Below are 18,192 nucleotides of genomic sequence, written 5' to 3'. Positions count from 1 at the left end.
ACGTCATGTCGACCACAGCAACCCAGAACGGCGTGGACGAGCTCGCTGGATCGCAGCAGCTCTCCGCGGCAGACCGCTGCGACAGCTGCGGAGCCCAGGCCTACATCCGTGTCGTGGTGAACAGCGGAGAACTGCTGTTCTGCGCGCACCACGGCAAGAAGTACCAGGAGAAGCTCTCCAGCATCGCCCAGAGCTGGCACGACGAGTCGGCGCGCCTCTTCGAGGAGCAGCGCCCCTAGTCAGTCCGCTCACCTCGCCGGTGGGGAGCGGGACTCCCTACCGGCCGACTCCGAGCCGCTTCGCGATCACTTCGCGGGCGGCTCGAGCTGTCTCGTCCGCCGCGCGGATCCGCTCGTCCCGGGTCGAGTAGAGCAGCCCGCGCCGCTCGACCACCCGGTGCAGGATCGCGTCGGCGAGGACGGGGTTCTTCGCCAGCACGGGACCGTGCAGGTGCGTGCCGAGCAACGACCCCGCGGCGTAGCCTTCCACTCCCCCGCCGTCGCCGGTGCCGTGCAGCACCCGGCCGAGGACGTGAGCGGGGTCGATGCCGTCGAATCGCCGGGCGTGGTTCTCGAAGCCGACGAGGATCCCCGCGCTCGACTCGACGACGAGGTCGTCCGTCGACCGCTCGGCGGTCACCGCACGACCCGGCAGCACCCCGATGCCCGCGATGACGGCCTGAGGGGTCGCGAACGACTCGGCGAGCAGCTCCCAGCCCGCGCCGACGGCGACGACCTCGGTCTCGTCGCGCACCCAGCCGTGGACCGTGTCGCCGACGGCGCGGAGGAGGTCGAGCACGGCGGGCAGGTCCTCGTCCGCTCCCGTGCCGGCCACGAGCACGTCGGGCCGCTCGGCGAAGTCGGCCTCCTCGCGCAGCGCCAGGACCCGGGCGTCGAGACCGGCCCAGCCGGCGCGTGCCGCGAGGACGCGGGCGTTCGCCGCGTCGCCGTTGCTGTCCAGGACGTCGGGGGCGAGCACGCCGATCAGCAGGGTGGTCACGCGGTCTCCTCGCGGTTGGAGGCGAGCTGGAGGTGGGCGCGGGTGCGCCGCATCGAGTCGGCGGAGAAGACGATCGTCTTCCGCCCGTGGCTCGGAGCGGGCAGCGCGAGGAAGGCGTCGAGCGCACGACCGAGGTCGTCGTCGACCGCGTCGATCGCGACCCCGTCGTAGCGCAGCTGCAGCGCGGCCTCGTGCGCCTTCGAGCCGGAGACGACCCGGACCCGCCCGAGGCGGGCGGTGTCGACCGGCCAGAAGTAGGACGGGTCGCGGACGTCGGAGCCGATGGCGAGCATGATCTGCTCGGTGCCCTCGGGGATCTCCGCGATGTTCAGGCGGTAGCTCGCCGGGTTCTGCACCAGGACGAACTCGACCTCCTGGCCGCGCACCGTCACGATCTCGCCGCGCCCGAAGACGGGGTCGATCGAGGAGAGCGCCTCCGCGGTGGTCGCGGCGCGGAAGCGGGTGCCGAGGATCGCGCGCGCCGCGGAGACCGCCGAGGCGGCGTCGACCGCGTAGTGCACACCGCGGGCGGGGAGGCGGACATCGAGGACGTCGGCGTCGCTTCGGATCGTCGCGGCGGCACCGGCCGTGGTCTCGACGACGGTCGTCGCTCGACCCTCCTGGCCCTCGGCATCGGCCGCGTAGCCGAGCCCGCCGACAGCCGCGCCGCGGACGGCGGAAGAGGTGCCGTACCAGCGGAGGCGATCGCTCGGCAGGCTCGTCGCGATGTCGGCGACGTGGCGGTCGTCCGCGTTGAGGACGACGGGGCCCGTGGCCCGGGTCGCGATGGTCGCCAGCATCCGGGCTACCATGGCCGGGTCGAAGAAGCGGTCGATCTGGTCGACGACCACGTTGGTGAGCAGCACGACGCGCGGGCTCATCCGCGGCGCGAGCCGGGCGCCGTGGCCCTCGTCCATCTCGAGGATGGCGATGTCGGCGTCGATCCGCCCGCGGAGGTCGGTGCGCTCGAGCAGCGCCGAGGTCAGCCCCTGCGCGATGTTCGCGGTCGAGGGGTTGGTGAAGACGCGCAGCCCGTGGGCACGCAGGACAGCGACGAGCATCTTCGTCGTCGTGGACTTCCCGGCCGAGCCGGTGACGACGACGAGGCCGTCGGTGAAGCCGTCGAGCACGGCCGGGAGGAAGCCCGGCGCGAGGCGGTTCACGACGAGTCCGGGCACGGCGGAGCCTCCGCCGGGCTTGCGGACGCGCGCTGCGAACCGGGCGGCCCTCCCGAGGAGGACCGCCGGTGCGTAGCGGATCACCGGCTTACTCGAGGTAGTCGCGGAGCGACTGCGAGCGGGACGGGTGGCGGAGCTTGGCCATCGTCTTGGACTCGATCTGGCGGATGCGCTCGCGCGTCACGCCGAAGGTATCGCCGATCTGGTCGAGCGTCTTGGGCATGCCGTCGCCCAGGCCGAAGCGCATGCGGATCACGCCGGCCTCGCGCTCGGAGAGGGAGTCGAGCAGCGACTCGAGCTGCTTCTGCAGCATCGTGAAGCCCACCGCGTCGGCCGGCACGACCGCCTCGGTGTCCTCGATGAGGTCGCCGAACTCGCTGTCGCCGTCCTCACCGAGGGGGGTGTGCAGCGAGATCGGCTCGCGGCCGTACTTCTGCACCTCGATGACCTTCTCGGGGGTCATGTCGAGCTCGCGGGAGAGCTCCTCGGGCGTGGGCTCGCGGCCCAGGTCCTGCAGCATCTGGCGCTGGACGCGGGCGAGCTTGTTGATGACCTCGACCATGTGCACCGGGATGCGGATGGTGCGGGCCTGGTCGGCCATCGCGCGGGTGATCGCCTGGCGGATCCACCACGTCGCGTAGGTCGAGAACTTGAAGCCCTTGGTGTAGTCGAACTTCTCGACCGCGCGGATCAGACCGAGGTTGCCCTCCTGGATCAGGTCCAGGAACTGCATGCCGCGGCCGGTGTAGCGCTTGGCGAGGCTGACCACGAGGCGGAGGTTCGCGCCGAGCAGGTGGCTCTTGGCCCGCTGCCCGTCCTTCGCGACCCAGCGCAGCTCGCGGACGAGCTCGGGGCTGAGGTCGCTCGAGTTCGCGAGCTTGTCCTCGGCGAAGAGGCCCGCCTCGATGCGCATCGCGAGCTCGACCTCCTCGGCCGCGTTCAGGAGCGCGACCTTGCCGATCTGCTTCAGGTAGTCCTTGACCGGGTCGGCCGTGGCGCCGGTGATCGCCGTCGAGTAGACGGGGACCTCGTCGTCGTCGCCGCCGAAGGAGAGGACGAGCGCGCCGCTGGGCAGCGGCTCGGCCGGAGCGGCGGCCGCGACGACCGGCGTCTCGGTGTCGTCCTTGGCCTCGGTCTCGGTCTCCTCGACCACGACCGCGGTCTCCTCCTCGGCGTCGGCGTCGCCGTCGACGTCCTCGGGCTCGGTGGGCTCCTCCTCCGTCGCGGCGGGAGCCGCGGCCTTGGTGGTCGCGCGGGCGCGGGTGGTCTTCGCCGCCGGCTTGCGCGCGGCGGGCTTCTTGGTCGTCGTCACGTCGTCGTCGACGGCGTCGAGCGTTGCGGTCTTGGTAGCTCTGGTGGCCATGGCGGCACCTCTCCATCCGTTGCGTCCCGGCTGCGGGCGAGGCCGGGAGGCGTCGTCCGTCGGTGGGCATTACGAGGACCCATGTCAAGTCGAGGGGATCGCACGCCCGACGTGGGCGCCGTGCTCCTCGACCCGAACGGGTCCTATTGACAATTATTGCACGCCTGAGTAGTGCGGCCGTGCGCTCAGGGCTTCGGCACTCCGGGAGGAGTCCGACGCGAGACCATGCGGGGCCTCGCGGGAGGACGGGGAAGGGCGGGTCCGACGGTCAGCGTCCTGCGCGGCCACGACGGAGACGGTCGTTCAATGCAACCCACAGAGGGGCCACCGTTATTCCCTCGTCCTCGGCGAGCCGGCGCCGGGTCCTGCGGCGCGCCGTGATCAGCCCGATCACGCCCGCGCCGACGACGACGTACTGGATGCACCAGGCGAGCCGGAAGTGGTCCATCGAGTAGAGCCGGGCGGAGTCCGCGCCCGGCCCTGCCAGCGAGTCGAGCAGCAGCCCCATCAGGAACATCATCGTGAAGCTCGCGAGGAAGCCGCCGACGTTCACCACGCCGTTCGCGGCGCCGAGGCTCCGGGACGGGTTGAAGGTGCGCGCGAAGTCGAAGCCGATCATCGAGCCCGGCCCGCCGGCGCCGATGACGATCAGCAGCAGGACGATCAGCCAGTACGGCGGCACGCCGGGCCAGAGCAGGACGACGGTCCAGGCCACCGCCATCGCCGAGACGATGCCGAGCACGAGGTTGCTCCGCCGCATCGGGTGCCGGGCGGTGAGGACGCCGAGGATCGGGCCGACGACGATGCCGGCGACCACGACGATCGTCAGCGTCGGAGCGGCGACGCCCGGCTCGAGGCCGATGGCGTACACGAGGAACGGGTAGCCCCAGAGCAGTGTGAACACGGTGCCGGAGGACTGCGTCACGAAGTGCGACCAGAAGCCGAGCTGCGTGCCCGGCCGGCGCAGGCTCACGCCCAGTTGCGTGATCGTCGCGCGGAGCGTCGGCGGCACCAGGACGATCGGCTCGGTCCGCGGCGGGACGTCGGTGATCAGCAGGAGCACGCCGAGGAACGCGACGGCGCCGATCCCGGCGACGGAGAGGAAGGCCGGCGTCCAGCCCGCCGCGTGCAGGATCGCGGCGAACGGCAGGGCGGAGAGGATCTGCCCGACCTGGCCGATGTTGCCGATCCACTGCGCGAGCTGCGGGACGATCGGTCCGCTGAACCAGGTCACGGTCAGCCGGATCACCGAGGTGAAGATCGCCGCGTCGCCCGCACCCACCAGGATCCGGCCGACGATCGCGACGCCGAGGGACGGCGCGAAGGCCAGGACGATCTGGCCGACCATCATCAGCGCGGTGCCGCTGAGGATCAGCGTCTTCGGGCCGAAGCGGTCGATCAGGATGCCGACCGGGATCTGCATGCCGGCGTAGACGATGAGCTGGACGACGGCGAGCGAGGAGAGCATCGCGGCCGAGATGCCGAACCGCTCCGCCGCGTCGACCCCCGCTACTCCGAGCGTCGTGCGGTCGAGGACGGCCACCAGGTACGCGAAGGCACCGGCACCGAAGACGAACCAGGCTCGACGAGATCGCACTCGGCAGAGACTACCAAGCACCGCCCGCCTGCTACGGAGCGGTGGGCTCCTCGCCCGGGCGCTTGATCGCGAGGAACTTCTCCAGCTCGGCCGCGAGCGCGTCGGCGGTCGGGACGAAGCCGTCCTCGTCGGTGAGCGGCGAGCGCAGGCTCGTCCCCTCCATGTATGTGTCGTGGCGCGACTCGAGCGCCGCGACCAGCTTCTGCAGCTCCTCGTTCGAGCCGACCTGCTCGTCGACCTTCGAGAGGAACTCGCGGCCGCTCTCGCGGAGGCTGTCGGTCGGGAAGATCAGCCCGGTCGACGCCGAGATGCTCTCGAGCGCGGCGACCGCCGCCTGGGGGTAGGCGGTGTCGGAGAGGTAGTGCGGGATCAGCAGGGCGAAGCCGACGGCCGGGAGCGCCCGGTCGTAGAGGCGGAGCTCGAGCAGGTGCAGGACGTTCGCGGGCACCTGGGTGACCGGCTTCCAGACCGACATGGCCTCGATCAGGTCCTCGCGGTTGCCGCTGACGGTCACGCCGACCGGTCGGGTGTGCGGGACGGGCATCGGGATCGCGTGCACCCAGGTGGTGCTCGCGACCTCGAGCCGGTCGATGAGCTCGAGCACGGCCCGGGTGAAACGCTCCCACTGGTAGTCCGGCTCGAAGCCGGTGAGCAGGAGGAACGGCTGGTGCAGCTCGTCGTGCGCGAGCGAGAGGCGGAGGCTCGCCGGGGTGTAGTCGGTGAGGTGGTCCTGATCGAAGGTGATGATCGGCCGGCGTGCGCGGTAGTCGAGCAGCTGGTCGGGATCGAACTCGACGACGGTCCGGTGCTCGAGCGTCCCGTGCAGGTGCTCGGCGAGCTGGCCGACCGCACCTCCGGCATCGGCGAACCCGGTGAGGCCGGCCACGAGGTGGAGGCCCCGCGGGACGTCGGAGAGGTCGCCCTCGATCGCGAAGAGGTCTGCAGGATCCGGCATGCGATCCAGCCTAGACGGCCCACCCGGGCGGCTCCCCGGCGGCGCTGAGCCCTGAGCGAACAGCCGCGACGGGGCGGCCGAGCGCCGTCCCGGCCGCGCCTAGCATTGCGCTCATGCCCCTCTCCTCTCTCGAGTACACGACCGTCCCCGCCTCCGATCTCGACACCGGCGCTCTCGTCCTCGGCGTCGCGCCCGGACCGGACGGCCCCCGTTTCGTCGGGGTCGACGGCTTCGACGACCTGGTCGCCGCGCTCCCCGCGCTCGGGGTCACCGGCTCCGCGGAGTCGCTGACGCGGGTCCCCTCCTCCGTCCGCGCCGGCGTGGTCGTCCTCGTCGGCCTGGGCTCCGCGGAGCCGAGCGCCACCGTGCTGCGCACCGCCGCCGGACTCGCGGTCCGCAGCCTCGCCGGCACCGCCTCGGTCGCCCTCGCCCTGCCCACCGGAGACGAGGACGCGCTCGCGGCCGTCGCCGAGGGAGCCGCGCTCGGCTCCTACAGCTACACCGCCTTCCGGCACAGCACCCTCGACGCCTCGAAGGCTCCCGTCGAGCGCGTGCTCCTCGTGACCTCCGACGAGTCCGCCGACGCGGCCGTCCTCGAGCGCGCCCTGGTCGTCGGTCGCGCCGTGTCCGCCGTGAAGGACCTGGTCAACGCCCCGCCGTCGCACCTCTACCCGCAGACCCTGGCCGAGGCCGTGCAGGAGGGCGTCGAAGGGCTCCCCCTCGAGGTCACGGTCTGGGACGAGTCGGCGCTCGAGCGCGACGGCTTCGGCGGCATCCTCGGCGTCGGCAGCGGCTCGTCCCGCCCGCCGCGCCTCGTCAAGATCGCCTACACGCCCGAGAGGACGCCGGAGTCGGCGACGGCGAAGCACCTCGCGCTGGTCGGCAAGGGCATCACCTTCGACAGCGGTGGACTCTCCCTCAAGCCGCCGGCCTCGATGATCGGCATGAAGGACGACATGACCGGCGCGGCGACGGTCTACGCGGTCGTGCGCGCGGTCGCCGAGCTCCGCCTGCCGGTGCGGGTCACCGCCTGGCTCTGCATCGCCGAGAACATGCCCTCCGGCACGGCCATCCGCCCGAACGACGTGCTCACGATCCGCGGCGGGAAGACCGTCGAGGTCCTCAACACGGACGCCGAGGGCCGCCTCGTGCTCGCCGACGGCCTCGTCGCCGCGAGCGAGGAGCAGCCCGACGCGATCGTCGACGTCGCGACGCTGACCGGCGCCGCCGTCGTCGCGCTCGGCAACCGCTACACGGGCGTGTTCGGCGACGACGAGCTGGTCGCCTCCGTGCTGGAGTCGGCGCGCAGCACGGGCGAGCTCTTCTGGCACATGCCGCTCCCCGCGGAGCTCCGCCCGCTGCTCAACTCCGAGATCGCCGACATCGCCAACATCAAGCCGGGCAACACCGCCGGCGGCATGCTGATCGCCGCGCACTTCCTCCAGGAGTTCGTCGGCACCCGTGGCGAGGGCCCGGACGCGGCGCGCATCCCCTGGGTGCACCTCGACATCGCCGGCCCGGCGAACAACGGCGGCGGCGGGTACGGCTTCACCGGCACCGGCCCCACCGGGGTCTCGGTCCGCGCCCTGCTCGCCCTGGCCGAGGGCCTGGCGAGCGCGTAGTAGGGTCGACGGGGCGGGATCTCCCGCCTCGTCCCCCCTCCGACCGGCCCGCGCACAGGCGTGGAGATCCGCGGAGGCGAGGGGAACCGCACGTCGCAAGGGAGTCACTGGGTGTCGGAAGAGCGCTACGACCTGGTCGTGCTCGGAGGTGGCAGCGGCGGGTACGCGGCGGCTCTGCGCGCGACCCAGCTCGGGATGAGCGTGGCGATCGTCGAGCGCGACAAGCTCGGCGGCACCTGCCTGCACCGCGGCTGCGTCCCGACCAAGGCCCTCCTGCACGCCGCCGAGCTCGCCGACGGCGCCCGGGACGCGCAGAAGTACGGCGTCCTCGCCGGCTTCCAGGGCATCGACGTCCCCGGGGTCACGCGCTACCGCGAGGGCGTCGTCGCCGGCAAGTACAAGGGACTGCAGAGCCTCGTCTCCGCCCGCGGCATCACCGTCGTCTCCGGCGAGGGCCGGCTGACCGGGCCGACGACGGTCACGGTCGGCGAGCACGTGCTGCACGGCGGCTCGATCGTCGTCGCGACCGGCTCCGCCTCGCGCACGCTCCCGGGCATCGAGATCGGCGGCCGGGTGATCACCAGCGACCAGGCCCTCGAGCTGGATCACGTGCCGGAACGGGTCGTCGTGCTCGGCGGCGGTGTCATCGGCGTCGAGTTCGCCAGCGTCTGGCGCTCCTTCGGCGCCGAGGTGTCGATCGTCGAGGCGCTCCCCCACCTCGTGCCGAACGAGGACGAGAGCGTCAGCAAGCAGTTCGAGCGCGCCTTCCGAAAGCGCGGCATCTCCTTCACCCTCGGCTCGCGCGTCACCGGCGTCGTGCAGACCGACGACGGCGTCTCGGTCTCGCTCGAGAGCGGGGCGAGCGTCGAGGGCGACCTGCTCCTCGTCGCGGTCGGCCGCGGCCCGGTCACCGCGGGGCTCGGCCTCGAGGAGATCGGCGTCACGCTCGACCGCGGCTACGTGATCACCGACGAGCGCCTGCAGACCTCGGTTCCCGGCGTCTACGCCGTCGGCGACATCGTCCCCGGCCTGCAGCTCGCGCACCGCAGCTTCCAGCAGGGGATCTTCGTCGCCGAGGAGATCGCGGGCCTGAAGCCGCAGACGGTGGCCGACCTCAACATCCCGAAGGTCACCTACAGCGACCCCGAGGTGGCGTCCGTCGGTCTGACCGAGGCGCGGGCCGTCGCCGAGTACGGCGCCGAGCGTGTCGCGAGCTACGACTACGGTCTGGGCGGCAACGCGAAGAGCACGATCATCGGCACCGCCGGCTCCGTCAAGGTCGTCCGCGTCGTCGACGGGCCCGTCGTCGGCGTGCACATGATCGGCGCCCGCGTCGGCGAGCTGATCGGCGAGGCCCAGCTCATCGTGAACTGGGAGGCGCACCCCGAGGACGTCGCCCCCTTCGTGCACGCGCACCCGACCCAGAACGAGGCGCTCGGCGAGGCGCACCTCGCGCTGGCGGGGAAGCCGCTGCACGCCCTCTAGGACCATCGCGGGACGGCGACCGGCCGTTCCCGCCTCACTAAACTGAAACCACGTACACAAGCGTCTTAAGGAGACAGGCTCATGAGCGAATCCGTCAGCCTCCCGGCACTCGGAGAGAGTGTCACGGAAGGAACGGTCACCCGCTGGCTGAAGAACGTCGGCGACCGCGTCGAGGTCGACGAGCCGCTGCTCGAGGTCTCGACCGACAAGGTCGACACCGAGATCCCTTCGCCCGTCGCCGGTGTCATCGAGGAGATCCTCGTCCAGGAGGACGAGACCGTCGAGGTCGGCGCCGAGCTGGTGCGCATCGGCGACGGCTCCGGAGCCGCGTCCGCGCCCGAGGCCCCCGCCGAGGAGCCGGCCGCCGAGGAGTCGCCCGAGGCCGAGGCCGCCGAGACCGAGCCGACCGACGAGGTCACCCCGTCCGTCGACGCGGAGACCGAGGAGGAGGCTCCGGCCCCCGCCGAGCCCGAGCCGGCCCCCGCCGCCGAGAAGCCCGCCGCTCCGGAGGCGTCCGCCCCCGCTCCGTCGGTCCCGGCTCCCGCCTCCCCGGCCCCCGCTGCCGCCGCGCCCACGCCGGCCGCGACCCCCGAGCCCACCGACTCGAACCCCGGCTACGTCACCCCGCTGGTGCGCAAGCTCGCCGGCGAGAACGGCATCGACCTCTCCACCCTCACCGGCACCGGTGTCGGCGGGCGCATCCGCAAGCAGGACGTGCTCGACGCCGTCGAGGCCGCCAAGTCGGCTCCCGCGCCGGTCTCGGCTCCGGCCGCCGCCGCCGCGAAGGCCGCTCGCACGCCGCTCGAGACCTCGCCTCTGCGCGGCACGACGCAGCCGATGACCCGCCTGCGCAAGGTGCTCGCGCAGCGCGCCGTCGAGTCGATGCAGTCGACCGCCCAGCTCACCTCGGTCGTCGAGGTCGACGTCACCGCCGTCGCCCGCTTCCGCGACTCGGTCAAGAAGACCTTCAACGAGAAGACCGGCGCCAAGCTGTCCTTCCTGCCGTTCTTCGCCCTCGCGGCCGCCGAGGCCCTCAAGGCCTACCCGGTGATCAACTCGACTCTCGACGGCGACTCGATCGTCTACCCGGACCACGAGAACATCAGCATCGCGGTCGACACCGAGCGCGGACTGCTCACGCCGGTCCTGAAGAACGCGTCGGAGCTCACCCTCGCCCAGATCGCCAGCACCATCGGCGACCTCGCGGAGCGCACCCGCAACAACAAGCTCAAGCCCGATGAGCTGGCCGGCGGCACCTTCACCCTGACGAACACCGGCTCGCGCGGTGCGCTGTTCGACACGCCCGTCGTGTTCCTGCCGCAGACCGCGATCCTCGGCACCGGCATCGTCACGAAGAAGCCGGCCGTCGTGCAGGTCGACGGCAGCGACGCGATCGCGATCCGCTCGACCGTGTTCCTCGCCCTCTCCTACGACCACCGCACGGTCGACGGCGCCGACGCGGCCCGCTTCCTGGTGGCCATCAAGGAGCGCCTCGAGGAGGGCTCCTTCGAGAACGACCTCGGCATCTGACGCCGCCACGCTGACGCGCCGCACTAGCGGCCGCCGTCGGTGAAGACGTCGCGGAGAAGCCATGCGGCCTCCGTCCTGATCATCAGGACGGAGGCCGTCGTCGTTCCCGGATCCGGACCGACGGCGACCACGGCGGAGGCGCCGTTCACGTCCACGCGTACCGCGGTGACGGCGGAGGCCGGCGTGCGGAGCGCCGCGAGCGCGGAGCCCCCGTCGACGCGGATCGGCGAGTCGGGGGTGGTCAGCGCCTCCGCGCAGGCGCTGTCCGAGCCGGAGCAGTGCCGGGCCGCCGCGAGCAGGGCCGTCGCCGCCTCCTCCGCCGCGAGCTCCGCGCCCGGCGCCCGGGCCGTCGGTGGCGCGGCGCTCGGAGGCGCCGGTGCCGGTGCCCGTGTCGGCGTCGCCACGGCTCTCACCGGCGGTGTCGGTGTCCCTCTCGCGGTCGCTGGCGCGGTCGAGGTCGCCGTCGCCGGTACCGGCCTCGTCGGAGCGACAGGACTCGGTGCCGGGTTCCACGTCGACGGCACCGGCGTCGGCGTCCGCGTCGATGCGGCCGTCTCCGCTCCCGTGCTCCGATCGGGACCGAGACCGGTCATCACCAGCGCGCCGACGAGGACGACGGCCGCGGTCACGAGGGGGCCGCGGCGGCGGACCGCCGACGTGCGCACCCGATCGCGCCAGCCGTCCAGCGGATGAGTGCGGCGGTGTCGTGCAGGCGGGCTCTCGACGACCCCGCTCGGCCTCTCCCGGCCCGCCGCCGTCTCGTGCTGCTGCGCCGCACGGAGGGGCAACGGCGCCGCGGAGCGGTAGAGGAGCGCCTCGAGCGCCGCGAGGTCGTCGTCGTCCCGCGGGCTCCCCCGCCAGGCGGGGCAGCTCCTGCGGCAGCGGCCGAGGAGTCCGATCACCGCGGCCACGACGTCGGCCTCGGCCGATCCCGTCGACGCCTCGGTGAGCAGCAGCACCGGACGCCCCTCCTCCGTCAGCCCGATCGCCTCCGCACCGGGGAGCGGGTGGACTCCCGCCGCCGTCGCATCCCGCAGGGCGCCGACGACCGGCGCGAGGAGAGTGACGACGACCCCCGGCGGCAGCACCGCTCCGGACTCGAGCACCTGCTCGAGTGTCGAGACGACGGCCGGGGTGGTGAGGAGGACGGCTCCGCCGGCGTGCAGCCCGACATCGACGAGGTGCTGCCGATGCTCGTGCGGCAGGAGCCGCTCGATCCCCGACCGCAGCGCGCCCTCCACCTGCTCCTGCGGAAGCAGGAGAGCGTTCAGGAGCCGGCCGTCGCCGTCGCGGACGACCGGCCCGAGCGCCCCGGAGCCCACCACGGCGTGACCGGCGATCCACTCGAGCGGCCGCTCGCCGCCCCGTTCGCTCTCACCGCTCGCTGCCATGCTCCGAGGGTGCCGCTCGAGCCGGCGCACCGGGACGGCGAAAGCCCGATCGGTGGACGGATCGGCCGTCCTGTCGCTGGGGAGGAGGGGAGGTCCGGCGGATCCGCTCGGATCGGTCTCCCCCACCGGGTCCGCTCGGTATCCTGGAGGAATGGCACGCAGCACGGAACCGTCGACGAAGGCGGTCAAGGAACCAGGACGTCTCAAGCAGATGTGGCAGGTGTTCCAGATGACCCGCCGCTACGACAGCAGCGCGGTCTGGATCATCCTGCTGGCGCTGCTGGTCCCGATCCTGATCGGGATCCTCCTCGGCGTCCTCCTCGGCGACGGCAACGGCTTCGTCATCGCGCTCTGGATCGTCGTCGGCGTGATGGCCGGACTCGTCGCCGGCCTCGCTGTCCTCTCCCGCCGCGCCGAGCGTGCCGCCTACGGGCAGATCGCCGGGCAGCCGGGCGCCGTGGGCGCCGTCCTGCGCAGCGGTCTCCGCGGCACCTGGACCGGCGGCGAGATGCCGGTCGCCGTCAACGGCAAGACGCAGGACGCGGTCTACCGCGCCGTCGGCCGCGGCGGTGTCGTGCTGATCGCGGAGGGCCCGACCGGCCGCACCAAGCGCATGCTCGAGGACGAGCGCCGCAAGGTGACCCGCATCCTCCCCAACGTCCCCGTCACCTTCGTGAACGTCGGCCCCGACGAGGGCGCCGTTCCGCTGCACAAGGTGCCCCGTGCCCTCGCGAAGACGAAGAAGGTGCTGACCAAGGCGGAGGTGCTGGCCGTCAAGAACCGTCTCGCCTCGCTGAACACCTCGCTGCCGATCCCCAAGGGCGTCGACCCCTTCAAGGTGCGGCCGCAGCGCTCCCGCTGACGCACGGGACGAGCACGCGAACGGGCCGGTCGGGATCACTCCCGCCGGCCCGTTCGTCGTTCCCGGACGACTGCCCGATCAGTAGCGGACGAGCACCGTGCCCGCGACCTTGTCGTGGAAGCCGCGCTGGTCCGAGTCCCAGACGAGGGCCGGGACGAGCACGGCGAGGAGCACCGAGCGCACCAGCGGACGCCAGACGCCGACCCAGCCGCCGCCGAGGCGGACGACGCGCAAGCCCAGCAGCCGGTGGCCGATGCTCCCGCCGATGGTCGGGATGAAGACCGCCTGCAGCACCACGAAGAGGACGATGCTCGCCCAGCGGTCGTAGCCGAAGAAGACGAAGGACAGCAGCGCGACGATCGCGAAGTCGACGGCGAGGGCGGCGAAGCGGCGTCCGGGCCGGGCGATCGACATCCGGCCGGTCTCGGGGAGCCCGAGCCGCTCCCCCGGCCGCGTGCTCGGGGCGACATCGGCGAAGGTCCTGCGCTCGGGTGCTGGCATCCTCCGATGCTACCCGCGCCGCCCGCGCGCCCGCCGGGAGCGGAGGCCGGCTGCGACCCGCTCGGCGGGACCCCGTGTAACACGCCCGAAACACGAGGGACACGGCGAGGTAACCGCCGGTGACTACTGTGGAACGGCTGCGTCTGCAGCCACCCGTTACGCCATTGGAGACCTTTGCATGTTTAAAGATTCTTCCGAGGTGCTCAAGTTCATCAAGGACACGGACGTCAAGTTCCTCGACATCCGGTTCACCGATCTCCCCGGTGTCCAGCAGCACTTCAACATCCCCGCCTCGACGGTCGACGAGGAGTTCTTCTCCGTCGGCCAGCTCTTCGACGGGTCCTCGATCCGCGGATTCGCGAACATCCACGAATCGGACATGCAGCTGATCCCTGACGTGACCACCGCCTACGTGGACCCGTTCCGCGTCGAGCGCACGCTGATCATCGTCTTCGACATCTACAACCCGCGCAACGGCGAGATCTACTCGAAAGACCCCCGCCAGGTCGCCAAGAAGGCCGAGAAGTACCTCGCGTCGACCGGCATCGCCGACACAGCGTTCTTCGCCCCCGAGGCCGAGTTCTACATCTTCGACGACGTGCGCTACGAGGTCACCCAGAACTCCGCGTTCCACTCCGTCGACTCCGTCGAGGGCGCCTGGAACTCGGGCCGCGTCGAAGAGGGCGGCAACCTCGGCAACAAGACCCCCTACAAGGGCGGCTACTTCCCGGTCAGCCCGGTCGACAAGCAGGCCGACCTCCGCGACGACATCTGCCTCAAGCTGATCGACGCCGGCCTCATCCTCGAGCGCTCGCACCACGAGGTGGGCACCGGCGGCCAGGCGGAGATCAACTACCGCTTCGACACGATGGTCCACTCCGCGGACGACATCCTGAAGTTCAAGTACATCGTCAAGAACACGGCCGAGCAGTGGGGCAAGACCGCCACGTTCATGCCGAAGCCCCTCTTCGGCGACAACGGCTCGGGCATGCACACCCACCAGTCGCTCTGGAACGACGGCAAGCCCCTGTTCTACGACGAGAACGGCTACGGCGGACTCTCGGACGTCGCGCGCTGGTACATCGGCGGCCTGCTCAAGCACGCCCCCGCGGTCCTCGCGTTCACGAACCCGACGGTCAACTCGTACCACCGCCTGATCCCGGGCTTCGAGGCGCCGGTCAACCTGGTCTACTCGGCCGGCAACCGCTCCGCGTCGATCCGCATCCCGATCACCGGCACGAACCCGAAGGCCAAGCGCATCGAGTTCCGCGCGCCCGACGCCTCGGGCAACCCGTACCTCGCGTTCGCCGCGCAGCTGATGGCGGGCCTCGACGGCATCAAGAACCGCATCGAGCCGCACGAGCCGGTCGACAAGGACCTGTACGAGCTGCCCCCGGAGGAGGCCAAGCTCATCCCGCAGGTCCCCGCCTCGCTCGAGGAGGCCCTGGCCGCCCTCGAGGCCGACCACGACTTCCTGCTCCAGGGCGGCGTGTTCACCCAGGAGCTCATCGAGACCTGGATCGACTACAAGCGCGAGAAGGAGATCAAGCCCCTCGCGCAGCGCCCGCACCCCTTCGAGTTCGAGCTGTACTACGGCGTCTGATCCGACGCACCGCAGGGCTCGCGCACTGCACGAAGGGCCGTTCCTCCCCGGAGGAGCGGCCCTTCCGCGTTCCCGGACGGACCCGCGGGCGTCAGCGGTAGGTCGGAGCGTCGACCTCGACGGGGCCGTAGAAGCGGCGCTCGAAGACGGCGCGGGCCCGGCGGGTGACGCCGAGGTAGTCGTCCTCGAGCTGCGTCGCCGAGTCGGCGGGATACTCCAGGAGCCGTGCGACGCCGTCCAGCTGGCGACGGTCGGCGGGCAGCACGTCGGCCGTGCGGTCGGTGAACAGGGTCATCGCCGAGCGCACCCGCGAGGCGAGGAGCCAGGCTGCGCGCAGGCGCTCGGCGTCGGGCGGCGAGATCAGCTCCGCCGCCTCCGCCACGCTCAGCGCGGTCAGCGTCGAGGTGGTCCGCAGCGCGGGGATCGTGCGCGCGTGCTGCAGCTGCAGCAGCTGCACCAGCCACTCGACGTCGCTCAGCGAGCCACGGCCGAGCTTGAGGTGGCGCTTCGGGTCGGCGCCCTGCGGCAGCCGCTCGCTCTCGACGCGGGCCTTGATCCGCTTCACCTCGCGGATGTCGCGGTCCGAGATCGCGGCCGGGTAGCGGACGCCGTCGGCCAGCTCCTCGAAGTCGGCGATCAGCGCCGCGTCGCCGGCCACCCCGCGAGCCCGCAGCAGTGCCTGCGCCTCCCACGTCAGCGACCAGCGGGCGTAGTAGGCGCGGTAGGAGTCGAGGGAGCGCACCAGCGGGCCGTTCTTGCCCTCGGGCCGCAGATCGGCGTCGAGGTCGAGCGGCAGGCGCGAGTCCTCCGTGAGGCGCACGAGCTCGGCGACCAGGAACTGCGCGTAGAGCTGCGCTTCGTGCGGGTCCGCCTCGCCCGGTCGCTGCACGTACATCACATCCGCGTCGGAGCCGAAGCCCAGCTCCGCTCCCCCGTAGCGCCCCATGCCGATCACGGCGAACTCCGCGGCGGATCCGCGGCGACCGGTGCTCGAGCGGCGGACGGCAGCGAGCACGCCGCCCAGGAGCGCGGAGATGATGTCGGAGAGGCTGGTCGCGATCTCCTCGATGGTGCTGAGGCCGAGGACGCCGCCCATCGCGGTGCGGAGCACCTCCCGGCGGCGCATGCCCCGCAGCGCCGTGGCGACGGCCTCGGGGGTGTCGTGGCGGGCGAGGACCGCACGCACCTCCTCCGCCAGCCGGTCGGCACGGCGGGGACGGAGGGCGTCGTCGTCCTCCAACCAGGCCGCGGACTCGGGGATGCGGTCGAGCAGCTCGCCGACGAAGCGCGAGCCGGAGAGGACCGTCGTCAGGCGCTTCGCGGCCCCGGAGGAGTCGCGCAGCATCCGGAGGAACCAGGGCGTGCCGCCGAGGGTGTCGCTGAGGCGCCGGAAGGCGAGGAGTCCGTAGTCGGGGTCCGCCCCGTCGGCGAACCACTGCAGCATGACGGGGACGAGGTGGCGCTGGATGCTCGCGCGGCGCGAGACGCCCGAGGTCATCGCGGCGATGTGGCCGAGGGCGCCACGGGCGTCCGCGAATCCGATGGCGGCGAGGCGGGCCTCGGCCTGACCGGTCGACAACTCGATCCCGCCGTCGGGCAGCGCCGCCACCGCGGAGAGCAGCGGGCGGTAGAACAGCCGCTCGTGCAGTCCGCGCACCCGGTGCTTGATGGAGTTCCAGACGACCAGGAGCTCCTCGGCGCTGCGGGCGAGACCGCTCGCCCGGGCCAGGGTCCGCAGCTCGTGCTCGTCCCGCGGCATCAGGTGGGTGCGCCGGAGCCGCCGCAGCTGGAGCCGGTGCTCGAGCAGGCGCAGTGCGCGGTAGTCCTGCGCGAACTCCTCCGCCGCCGCGCGGCCGATGTAGCCGCGGTCGGCGAGAGCACCGAGGGCCAGCAGCGTGCCCGGCATGTGGATCTCGTCGTCGGTCTGGCCGTGCACGAGCTGGAGCAGCTGGACCGTGAACTCGATGTCGCGCAGCCCGCCCGGCCCGAGCTTGATCTGGTAGTGGACGTCGTTCTGCGGGATGTTCTCGGTGACGCGCTCGCGCATCCGCTGCACCGACTCGACGAAGTTCTCCCGCGACGCGCTCGACCAGACCTTCGGCGCGACGGCCTCCACATAGGCGCGGCCGAGCTCGAGGTCTCCCGCGAGCGGGCGCGCCTTCAGCAGGGCCTGGAACTCCCAGCTCTTGGCCCAGCGTTCGTAGTAGGTGATGTGCGACTCCAGGGTGCGCACCAGAGCCCCCTGCTTGCCCTCCGGGCGGAGGTTCGGATCGACCTCCCACAGCTCCGGCTCGAGCGCGAGCGCGGACGTGCCGCGCATCAGCAGGACCGCGAGCCGCGTCGCGATGTCGATCGCCCGGGCGTTCGAGAGATCGCGCTCAGGGTCGCCCTCGGCCACGAAGATCACGTCGACGTCGCTGACGTAGTTCAGCTCGGAAGCGCCGGCCTTGCCCATCCCGATGACCGCGAAACGGGTCGCCACGACCTCCTCGCGGGAGAAGCGACCGGGACCGGACCCCGCGATCAGGTCGGCGCGCGCCACCGCGAGCGACGCCTCCAGTGCCGCCCCCGCCAGATCGGCGAGGGTCCGGGCGACGCGATCGATCGCCGCGACGGGATCCGCCTGGCCGAGATCGTGCACGACGACGCGGGTGAGCAGTCGGCGGTAGCGGACCCGCAGGGCCGTCCAGCCGTCCTCCTCGTGCAGCGCCGCGACACCGTCGACGCCGCCGACCGAGTCGAGCAGCTCCTGCTTGAGCTCACCGCGACCCGGAAGAATACGGACCGGCTCGAGGAAGCCGGCCAGCTCGTCGGGCCGGCGCTGCAGGAAGTCCGCGAGACCGGAGGACGCCCCCAGGACGAGCAGCAGGCGCGTGATCGCCGCGTCGTCCGCGAGGACGGCGTCCATCCGGTCGCGATGGCTGCGCAACAGATCGAGCAGCGCGCCGAGCGCCGCATCGGGATCGGCCACCGACGCGAACGCCGGGACGACCGACTCGAGCGACCGGCCCGCGAGCTCCTCCGCCTCCGCGAGCCGAGCCCCGGTCTCGCCGAGGGCGGCGAAACCGAGGCGGGCGACCTCGCTCAGCGTGCGTTCGCGGGGCAT

The 18,192-nt window shown here is 72.1% G+C and carries 14 protein-coding genes; 6 read left to right on the top strand and 8 right to left on the bottom strand.

Features of this window, described 5'->3' with window-relative positions:
* Positions 1 to 5 precede the first annotated feature (5 nt).
* A complete protein-coding gene (locus EDF22_RS07320; protein WP_123445851.1) occupies positions 6 to 239 on the top strand; it encodes a hypothetical protein in 234 nt (77 codons plus the stop codon).
* A gap of 37 nt (positions 240 to 276) precedes the next feature.
* Here EDF22_RS07320 and EDF22_RS07315 read toward each other — a convergent pair whose 3' ends face one another.
* The 5 genes from EDF22_RS07315 to EDF22_RS07295 form a co-directional block, all read right to left on the bottom strand.
* The gene (locus tag EDF22_RS07315) at positions 277 to 999 is read right to left on the bottom strand and encodes a cobyric acid synthase (RefSeq protein WP_123703563.1); all 723 of its coding nucleotides are present in this window, start codon (positions 997 to 999) and stop codon (positions 277 to 279) included.
* Complete coding sequence (locus EDF22_RS07310) at positions 996 to 2,261, bottom strand: Mur ligase family protein (protein ID WP_123703561.1); 1,266 nt, start codon at positions 2,259 to 2,261, stop codon at positions 996 to 998. Before EDF22_RS07310 ends, EDF22_RS07315 begins: the two co-directional genes overlap by 4 nt.
* Before the next feature lie 4 nt (positions 2,262 to 2,265).
* Positions 2,266 to 3,540, bottom strand: coding sequence for an RNA polymerase sigma factor (locus tag EDF22_RS07305; protein ID WP_123703559.1), 1,275 nt, complete (start codon positions 3,538 to 3,540; stop codon positions 2,266 to 2,268).
* Positions 3,541 to 3,808: 268 nt separating this feature from the next.
* Positions 3,809 to 5,137, bottom strand: coding sequence for a nitrate/nitrite transporter (locus EDF22_RS07300; protein WP_123703558.1), 1,329 nt, complete (start codon positions 5,135 to 5,137; stop codon positions 3,809 to 3,811).
* Positions 5,138 to 5,168: 31 nt separating this feature from the next.
* Entirely contained in the window at positions 5,169 to 6,092 is a 924-nt protein-coding gene (locus EDF22_RS07295) for a proteasome assembly chaperone family protein (protein WP_123703555.1), read from the bottom strand.
* A 113-nt stretch (positions 6,093 to 6,205) separates the two neighbouring features.
* On the opposite strand from EDF22_RS07295, the gene EDF22_RS07290 reads away from it, so the two are divergent.
* The 3 genes from EDF22_RS07290 to sucB all read left to right on the top strand — a co-directional run bounded on the left by EDF22_RS07290 (position 6,206) and on the right by sucB (position 10,729).
* On the top strand, positions 6,206 to 7,714 hold the full coding sequence (locus EDF22_RS07290) for a leucyl aminopeptidase (RefSeq protein WP_123703553.1): 1,509 nt from the start codon (positions 6,206 to 6,208) through the stop codon (positions 7,712 to 7,714).
* 111 nt (positions 7,715 to 7,825) lie between these two features.
* Positions 7,826 to 9,199 (top strand): dihydrolipoyl dehydrogenase, encoded by a 1,374-nt coding sequence (gene lpdA / locus EDF22_RS07285; RefSeq protein WP_123703551.1) that lies wholly within the window; start codon positions 7,826 to 7,828, stop codon positions 9,197 to 9,199.
* A gap of 81 nt (positions 9,200 to 9,280) precedes the next feature.
* Positions 9,281 to 10,729 carry a 2-oxoglutarate dehydrogenase, E2 component, dihydrolipoamide succinyltransferase gene (sucB, locus tag EDF22_RS07280; protein ID WP_123703549.1) on the top strand — a complete coding sequence of 483 codons (1,449 nt, stop codon included), beginning with the start codon at positions 9,281 to 9,283 and terminating at the stop codon, positions 10,727 to 10,729.
* A 23-nt stretch (positions 10,730 to 10,752) separates the two neighbouring features.
* Here sucB and EDF22_RS07275 read toward each other — a convergent pair whose 3' ends face one another.
* Positions 10,753 to 12,120, bottom strand: a complete 1,368-nt coding sequence (locus EDF22_RS07275; protein ID WP_123703547.1) for a hypothetical protein — start codon at positions 12,118 to 12,120, stop codon at positions 10,753 to 10,755.
* Positions 12,121 to 12,271: 151 nt separating this feature from the next.
* On the opposite strand from EDF22_RS07275, the gene EDF22_RS07270 reads away from it, so the two are divergent.
* On the top strand, positions 12,272 to 12,982 hold the full coding sequence (locus EDF22_RS07270) for a DUF4191 domain-containing protein (protein WP_123445841.1): 711 nt from the start codon (positions 12,272 to 12,274) through the stop codon (positions 12,980 to 12,982).
* A gap of 78 nt (positions 12,983 to 13,060) precedes the next feature.
* Here the strand turns inward: EDF22_RS07270 and EDF22_RS07265 are convergent, their stop codons facing one another.
* Positions 13,061 to 13,483: an RDD family protein gene (locus EDF22_RS07265; RefSeq protein ID WP_123703545.1), complete on the bottom strand. Its 423-nt coding sequence runs from the start codon at positions 13,481 to 13,483 to the stop codon at positions 13,061 to 13,063.
* A gap of 178 nt (positions 13,484 to 13,661) precedes the next feature.
* On the opposite strand from EDF22_RS07265, the gene glnA reads away from it, so the two are divergent.
* Complete coding sequence (gene glnA / locus EDF22_RS07260; protein WP_123445839.1) at positions 13,662 to 15,086, top strand: type I glutamate--ammonia ligase; 1,425 nt, start codon at positions 13,662 to 13,664, stop codon at positions 15,084 to 15,086.
* A 91-nt stretch (positions 15,087 to 15,177) separates the two neighbouring features.
* On the opposite strand, the gene EDF22_RS07255 is transcribed toward glnA, so the two are convergent.
* On the bottom strand, positions 15,178 to 18,192 hold the full coding sequence (locus tag EDF22_RS07255) for a bifunctional [glutamine synthetase] adenylyltransferase/[glutamine synthetase]-adenylyl-L-tyrosine phosphorylase (RefSeq protein ID WP_123703543.1): 3,015 nt from the start codon (positions 18,190 to 18,192) through the stop codon (positions 15,178 to 15,180).

The organism is Rathayibacter sp. PhB127 (assembly GCF_003751665.1).
GTDB lineage: Bacteria > Actinomycetota > Actinomycetes > Actinomycetales > Microbacteriaceae > Rathayibacter > Rathayibacter festucae.
The sequence above is the reverse complement of the archived record's forward strand: the minus strand, read 5'-3'. Positions and strand labels throughout refer to the sequence as shown.